Origin of the sequence: Funiculus sociatus GB2-C1 (assembly GCF_039962115.1) — a bacterium.
In the GTDB taxonomy this organism is placed as follows: Bacteria; Cyanobacteriota; Cyanobacteriia; order Cyanobacteriales; family FACHB-T130; genus Funiculus; species Funiculus sociatus.
This window is the reverse complement of the sequence record NZ_JAMPKJ010000073.1, coordinates 22,776-28,977: the sequence shown is the minus strand read 5'-3', so window position 1 is coordinate 28,977 and position 6,202 is coordinate 22,776. Positions and strand designations below refer to the sequence as shown.

3 protein-coding genes are annotated in these 6,202 nt (G+C 47.4%); 1 reads left to right on the top strand and 2 read right to left on the bottom strand.

The features are described 5' to 3' along the window. Positions 1-114 precede the first annotated feature (114 nt). Positions 115-3,093, bottom strand: coding sequence for a GAF domain-containing protein (locus NDI42_RS24345; protein WP_190457878.1), 2,979 nt, complete (start codon positions 3,091-3,093; stop codon positions 115-117). Positions 3,094-3,346: 253 nt separating this feature from the next. On the opposite strand from NDI42_RS24345, the gene NDI42_RS24340 reads away from it, so the two are divergent. Continuing rightward, positions 3,347-4,486: a quinone-dependent dihydroorotate dehydrogenase gene (locus NDI42_RS24340; protein ID WP_190457877.1), complete on the top strand. Its 1,140-nt coding sequence runs from the start codon at positions 3,347-3,349 to the stop codon at positions 4,484-4,486. A gap of 356 nt (positions 4,487-4,842) precedes the next feature. On the opposite strand, the gene NDI42_RS24335 is transcribed toward NDI42_RS24340, so the two are convergent. Continuing rightward, positions 4,843-6,018: a PAS domain S-box protein gene (locus NDI42_RS24335; RefSeq protein ID WP_190457875.1), complete on the bottom strand. Its 1,176-nt coding sequence runs from the start codon at positions 6,016-6,018 to the stop codon at positions 4,843-4,845. Positions 6,019-6,202 lie beyond the last annotated feature (184 nt).

The following is a 6,202-nucleotide window of genomic DNA, read 5'->3' as shown; positions in this document are numbered from 1 at the left end:
GGGGGATGCACGGGTTTTGAGCGATTTTACCGGTTTTTCTGGCATTTGACCAGCTAAGCAGCGCTCACCAACCTAATTAGCGCCGCTTTTTTCTCGTTATTCAGCACGCCCTAATTAGGATTTGATAGTCGTTGGCAGTAACAAGCGGGTTAAGTAGCGGTTTCCTTCCATTTGGTAGAATTGGAGGTTGCCGCCAAAGGAACGGACAAAGCGTTGGCAAATTTTTAGAGCAGGTAATTTGGGCGCTGCGAGTACCTTAAAGTTAAAGGTTTCGGAATTAGTAATTAATAATTCTAGTAGAGGCGGGGTGAGGCTACCCGGTCGAGCCGCATGACCAGAGGTATCAGACGATGGGAAAAGACTTTGCTCGTTGGCACTTTTTACTTCAGTCTTGATATTTATCCGGCTACCAACTGGGGCCAGACGACCCGCGACGCTGAGAATTTCGCAGAGGACACATTCGAGTTTAAGGGGGTCAGCATAAACGTCCTGGTTGCTACTAGCACCCCCAGAACGCACTTGGAGTTGTCGTTCATGGTACAGGGGTGCTAAGAGCAAAAGCGATCGCTTCAATACACTTGTTAGCGTCACCCTCGTCAGATGTTGTCGCAGCTGCCACTGCTCCTCTTGCAGGAGTGGCGTGAATTCTGTCAGGATATTCTCTAATTCCCGCAGCAGTTGCGTCGAGTGCATCCGCACTAAAGACTTATCTGGCTGATTCCCCTTAGCAGGTGATTCTAGTTCATTTAGGCGGTTGATACGGTCAGTGGTAGCCTGATGCAGGCTTTCCAAACAACGATGTTTATACCAGTTGAGCTGTTCTAAGTTTCTTACCTCTTGGTGTAGAGTTGCACTCAACAAGTTATAGCGGCGAATTCGGGCGAACTGTCGCACCAGAGTTTCCAAAACTGGTAGTAAGTGCTTAGACCACTCGCGCCCCCGATCGTCTGCAAGTATGATGAAACCAGCCAATTTGGGATTTTGGATCTTCGATTTTGGATTAGAATCGTCTTCCGACAATCCAAAATCTAAATTCGGTTGCTTTGCCAAATCCGGCAGAGCCATAATTAACAGACAGCCGATGCCGGGACTACTAAGCCATTGCCGAGAAGAAGTTGGGATTTGGGTGCCGCGTTTTTCGACAAGACCATCCGTAGCTAAGGCTTCCTGAATTAAGAGATCCGTTGGTGGTACAGACAGGCCTGGGGAAAGGGCAAAACGAGGATTAGCCATTACCGCCGCCGCGACCTTCCCAGTTTTGTGGCGTTCCGTTGTGTCTTCCCAGTCCACAAGCATAGCTAAGGGACATTCCAGCATCTCAGAGAGGAATTGTACCAAGGCGCGATCGCTTTGTGCTTGGTCTGACGATGCCGACAAAAGCATTTGCAAACCGTTGTGGAGGTGTACTTGCGCTGACTCTGAGAGTTTAGTGAGGGTTCTCAGGTTGAAGGTGCGTACTGCCACACTTAACTGTTGGCTGACGATGCCTACTAAGGATCGCTCAGTTTGACTCCAAGTTCGGGGGGTGCTGTGGCAAATAACTAGAAAACAGGAAAAAGAAGTATCCGCATCTTGCACAATAGGGCATATTAAAAGCGATCGCACGCCCACAACCCCCAAGCTTTCCTTCCAACTTAAAAGTCGCTGGTCTTGTTCCCAATCTTCTATCGCTACCACAGATGAGTCGCTTTGCTCAAATAACTGCTGCTGGGCATCTGTAAGGCGGATTAAGCCTGTTGTCAACGGTCTTCTGTTAAGCGGCTGGCGCTGGTAAACAATTGTGTAGGGACTTGATGATTGGGGATTTGAAGATAGGGCGGATTGAGGAAAGCTTTCTTTTCCTTCTTGGTTCCCAGCCCCCAGTCGCCAGCCCCCAGTCCCCAATCCCTGCACTATCAAAAAACGTTCCACACCCAATCGGTTCAGCAGCAACTGAGCGCACTGATCCAAGGCTTTATCCGCATCAGTATTATCTGCGATCGCGCGGGCGCACTCAGCAACCAGTTGGGCATCCTGTTGAGTTGAGGCCAGTGTTGTTTCTATCTCCTCACTGCCCGCTCCCAGGGCGATCAATTGGGCAGCAGCGCGGATATAGTTTTTTTCCGCCTCTTCCCAAATCCGGGCTTCATTGCCTTCTACAGCCAGAAATCCCACCAGTTCTTGCTGCACCAAGATTGGCGCTGCCAGCAAAGACCTGGCCCGCAGTCTAGAGAGCAACTGCCCTGTCACTTCCGCTTTCAGAGGGCTTCTGCCAGCACCAATCGCAATTAACCTATTTTCATTCAGAGCTTGATAAAATTCGCTAACTTCTTGTAAAGTGATGCCAGCAGCGGCACTGGTTAACGGGTTTGTTAGTCCCTTAGAGGTGTGGCGATTGCCGACGCGGTGCCAAAAATAGCGTCTCTCTGGCGAATACCAGTAGATGCTGGTGCGCGTTGGTGCAACGAATTGCTGAGTCATGGCTACCACTGCTTCCAAGCGTTGGTGCATCGTGGGAAACCGCGCCATCTGGTCTATAACTTGGAACAGGGGTTGGTCGGGGCGCTTGGTAGAGGAATGCTGCCAATCTAGTTCTATCTGATAAAGTGCAGTGGCTAATCCCCCAAACAACAATGACATCTGGGCTTTTTCGCCAGCGCTTTGAGAACCACCCCATACGTGTGACCCCAGCAGTACAACGCCATAACAACGGTCTTTGCAGCGCAAGGGGAAAAAAAGCGCTCCCTGAACCCCAAATTCTTGCGCCGCCCGCCGCCATTCTCCAGCCCGCACTTCTTCGCTCAAATTCGGCACACTCACTGGTCGCTGTTGGATCACTACCTGTTCTAAAAGGTCGCCTGGGGTGAGAGTAAACTTATTTTTCAGAAATTTGGTGTCGCCAGTAGGGGTGATGCCTCCCTTGCCAAACAAACGGTGATCTAATTTATCGTAAAGACTAATCCAAATTAGGCGATATTCAAATTCTGAGACAAGATAATTCAGGGTGGTTTCGATGAGAACGTCAACATTCTCCTCTTCCCGCAGGGTCTGAAGAACGCGCCCCAAGGCAACGATTTGATTTTCGTAGTCTGCTGGACTTTGCTGATGACCCATGTTATTTAACTACGATGCTGCCTTTATACCATTTTGGGTACAAAAATTTTGGATTTTGAATTGTAGAGACTTGATATATGGCATCTCTAGGAGTAGTTTGTTTGAGAAATTGAAGTATTGTAGGCATAATACCAAGTGGTATTAATGAATTAAAATTTTAAAATAAGAGATAAATCCGGTTATTATCCATTTTTAATTAGCATTTTTAAGATTTAATTTTTTTGACCAGTAACCAGCTTTTGGATTAAAGAAAGTGGATATATATCAAGCTGCTATTCGTCCGGTTTTATTTTCTGGGTTGAAAGCCGATCCAGAATGGCTGCATCAGCAAACTTTACAGATGTTTAGTGCCTTAACGCGATCGCATCGCCCTCCTAGTAGTTGGATTCTCTCTCAATTCCAGCAAACCTACTGTCTCCAAGATTCTCGCCTTGAGCAAACTCTCTTTGGGCTAAAATTCCCTAATCCAGTCGGTTTGGCAGCTGGATTTGATAAAGATGGCGTTGCTGCTAAGATTTGGCAGCATCTCGGCTTTGGCTTTGCGGAACTCGGCACTGTGACGTTGCACTCGCAACCGGGAAACCCGCGTCCTCGCCTGTTTCGCTTGGCCGAGGACAAAGCCGCCCTCAACCGGATGGGATTTAATAATCAAGGAGCAGCTGCGATGGCAGCTAGGCTAGAAGCTCTTGGTCATTCCAATTCCCAATTCCCCATTCCCCTTGGCATTAATCTAGGTAAATCTAAGATAACGCCATTAGAGTCTGCTGCGGCTGATTATCTTGGTAGTTTTCGACTCTTGAAGGATTGCGGCGATTACTTTGTAGTTAACGTAAGTTCTCCGAATACTCCAGGTTTACGAAGTCTTCAATCAAAAGAGCAGCTGAGTCTGATTTTGGATGCCCTGCAACAAGAAAATCAGGGAGAAAAACCTATATTAGTGAAGATTGCACCAGATTTGGAATGGGAAGCGATCGCTTCGGTCATCGAACTAGCTCAAAACTACCATTTGGCGGGGATTATTGCCACTAACACCACCATCAGTCGGGATAATCTCAAAACCAAAACAGTTACCTCGACAGGTAAACCAGTTAGCGAAGAAGCTGGCGGTATCAGCGGCGCACCAGTGAAACAGCGTTCTACTCAGGTGATTCGCTTTATCTCTCAGGAAACCAAAGGTAAATTACCCATTATCGGTGTCGGCGGCATTTTCACCCCTGAAGACGCTTGGGAAAAAATCATCGCAGGTGCTAGTCTGCTGCAAGTTTACACTGGCTGGATTTACGAAGGCCCTTGGATGGTGCGTCGCATTCTGGAAGGACTACAGCAAAAATTAGACGAGCAAGGATTAGCTTCCCTCTCTGACGCTATTGGCATTGAAAATCAGCAGTCATAGGTTGGTTAAGCGACGCACACGCCCCGAACTTAAGCTTATTGACAACTGACAACTTGCTAAGAGGATGTCCCAGAAGTGTCAAAAGTTAGTTTGATCCCCCCAGCCCCCTCGCTAACGCGCCGCTGCGCTAGAGAAAAGGGGGGAGAATCAAGTCTTAGTCCCCCTTAAAAAGGGGGATGCAAGGGGGATCTCCACCCTCTAAGCGTCTCGATTATGACTTTTCAAACGTCCTCTAAAAATTGAATGGCACTGACTTCAGCCCTGCGCTTCCTGTATATCCACTTAAACCCGTTTCAAAGGGTTTGAGCTTTGAAAGGTGAAATAAATTTCACGGCTCTTAAGTTAGTGCCATTCGACTAAGAATCTTTGTTTACCAAAATAATGTGATACTTGGAGTCAAAAACAATCTTTTCTTCTTGCTGTAACTTCCCAAGCAAGCGCGTGATTGTCACTCTAGTAACACCGCAGGCGTTGGCAAGGTCTTGATGAGTCAGGCGAACACTCAGACGAGTTCCTTGCGCTACGGGTTCGCCAATTTCCTGTTTCAGCAGCAACAATAAATTCTGTAAGCGATCTTGCAATCGTCGTTGTCCAGAAATAGCTAACAGTGATTCTGTCTGCTGTAGCCGTCGATTAATTTTTGGTAAAATGCTCTGGGCTAGAGTCGGGGAGGCTGCTATTTCTGCTAAAGAAATGGTAACTAGCTCCACGTCCGATAGAGCTGTAGCTTGATATGTATGCAGATTAGTCAAACAAGAACCAAAAAGCATTGAGGGGCCAGCTAATCCTACAAGCACCTCTTCGCAATTTTCACCCATCGTAGTCAACCTTACTAAACCCTGACAAACTAGCCAAAGCCTTTGAGGGTCGAGGGGGACAATTTCCCCTCTAGAATAACGATGCACGACGCGATCGCTTTTGTTGTCGTAGTCATCCTTTCTTAGTACGCCATTCGCCCGCTTGCTGGCAGTGATATCGCGAATCATCCAGCGCAATGTTGCTGGATTGCCGTTTTTATTGAAACTCAGAGCCACTGTCACAGCCGCATCAAAAATCTCTTTATGGCGCGGCTGTATGCGTACTTCCCATTCACGCACTTGCTGCGGCTCGGACAGTTGGTTGAGTTGATGGCGGAAGTCTCGGCGCTCTTGTTGAGTGATGAAAACTGTCAGGGGTTTGCCTACCAGAAATTCGTGAGACACGTTGAGCAGCGCCGCAGCAGCGCGGTTGGCTTCTCTAATTGTTCCTTCTGCATCAGTTATTAAGTAACCCTGCGGTGCGAACTCGAACAGTTCTTGGTAGCGCTGGCGTTCTGCTTCTAACTCCTGGTGTACGCCTGCCAGTTCCTCATTCTGCTGGCGTAGTGTCTCTACAGCTACTTGCAACTCTTCCGACGCGATGCCTAACTCTTTGAATGCGGTCGGCAATAGCTCTGTTTGACGCAACGGTTCCAATGCGATCGCGCCTTCATACAGATCAGCTAGACGCAAGTGTATGTCTTCTATCTGTTGGCTAAATACGTTTACATTCATCTCAGTTTTCCTATGTTTGCTGGTTTTTAATATCGAGGAATAGAGGCTACTCATATTTTTACCTTAAATTCTTCACTTCTTCTAGCAGTTTTTTCTACTGCCTATCACCTTCCTAAAGACGCATTCTTAACTTTTTATTTATTACTCTATATTCATAAAATATTAGGATTAATCCTTATCTTCA

What these genes read in the sequence shown, in the direction of transcription:
- NDI42_RS24345 (WP_190457878.1), bottom strand. Translation starts at nt 3,093, where the DNA reads ATGGGTCATCAGCAAAGTCCAGCAGACTACGAAAATCAAATCGTTGCC.
- NDI42_RS24335 (WP_190457875.1), bottom strand. Translation starts at nt 6,018, where the DNA reads ATGAATGTAAACGTATTTAGCCAACAGATAGAAGACATACACTTGCGT.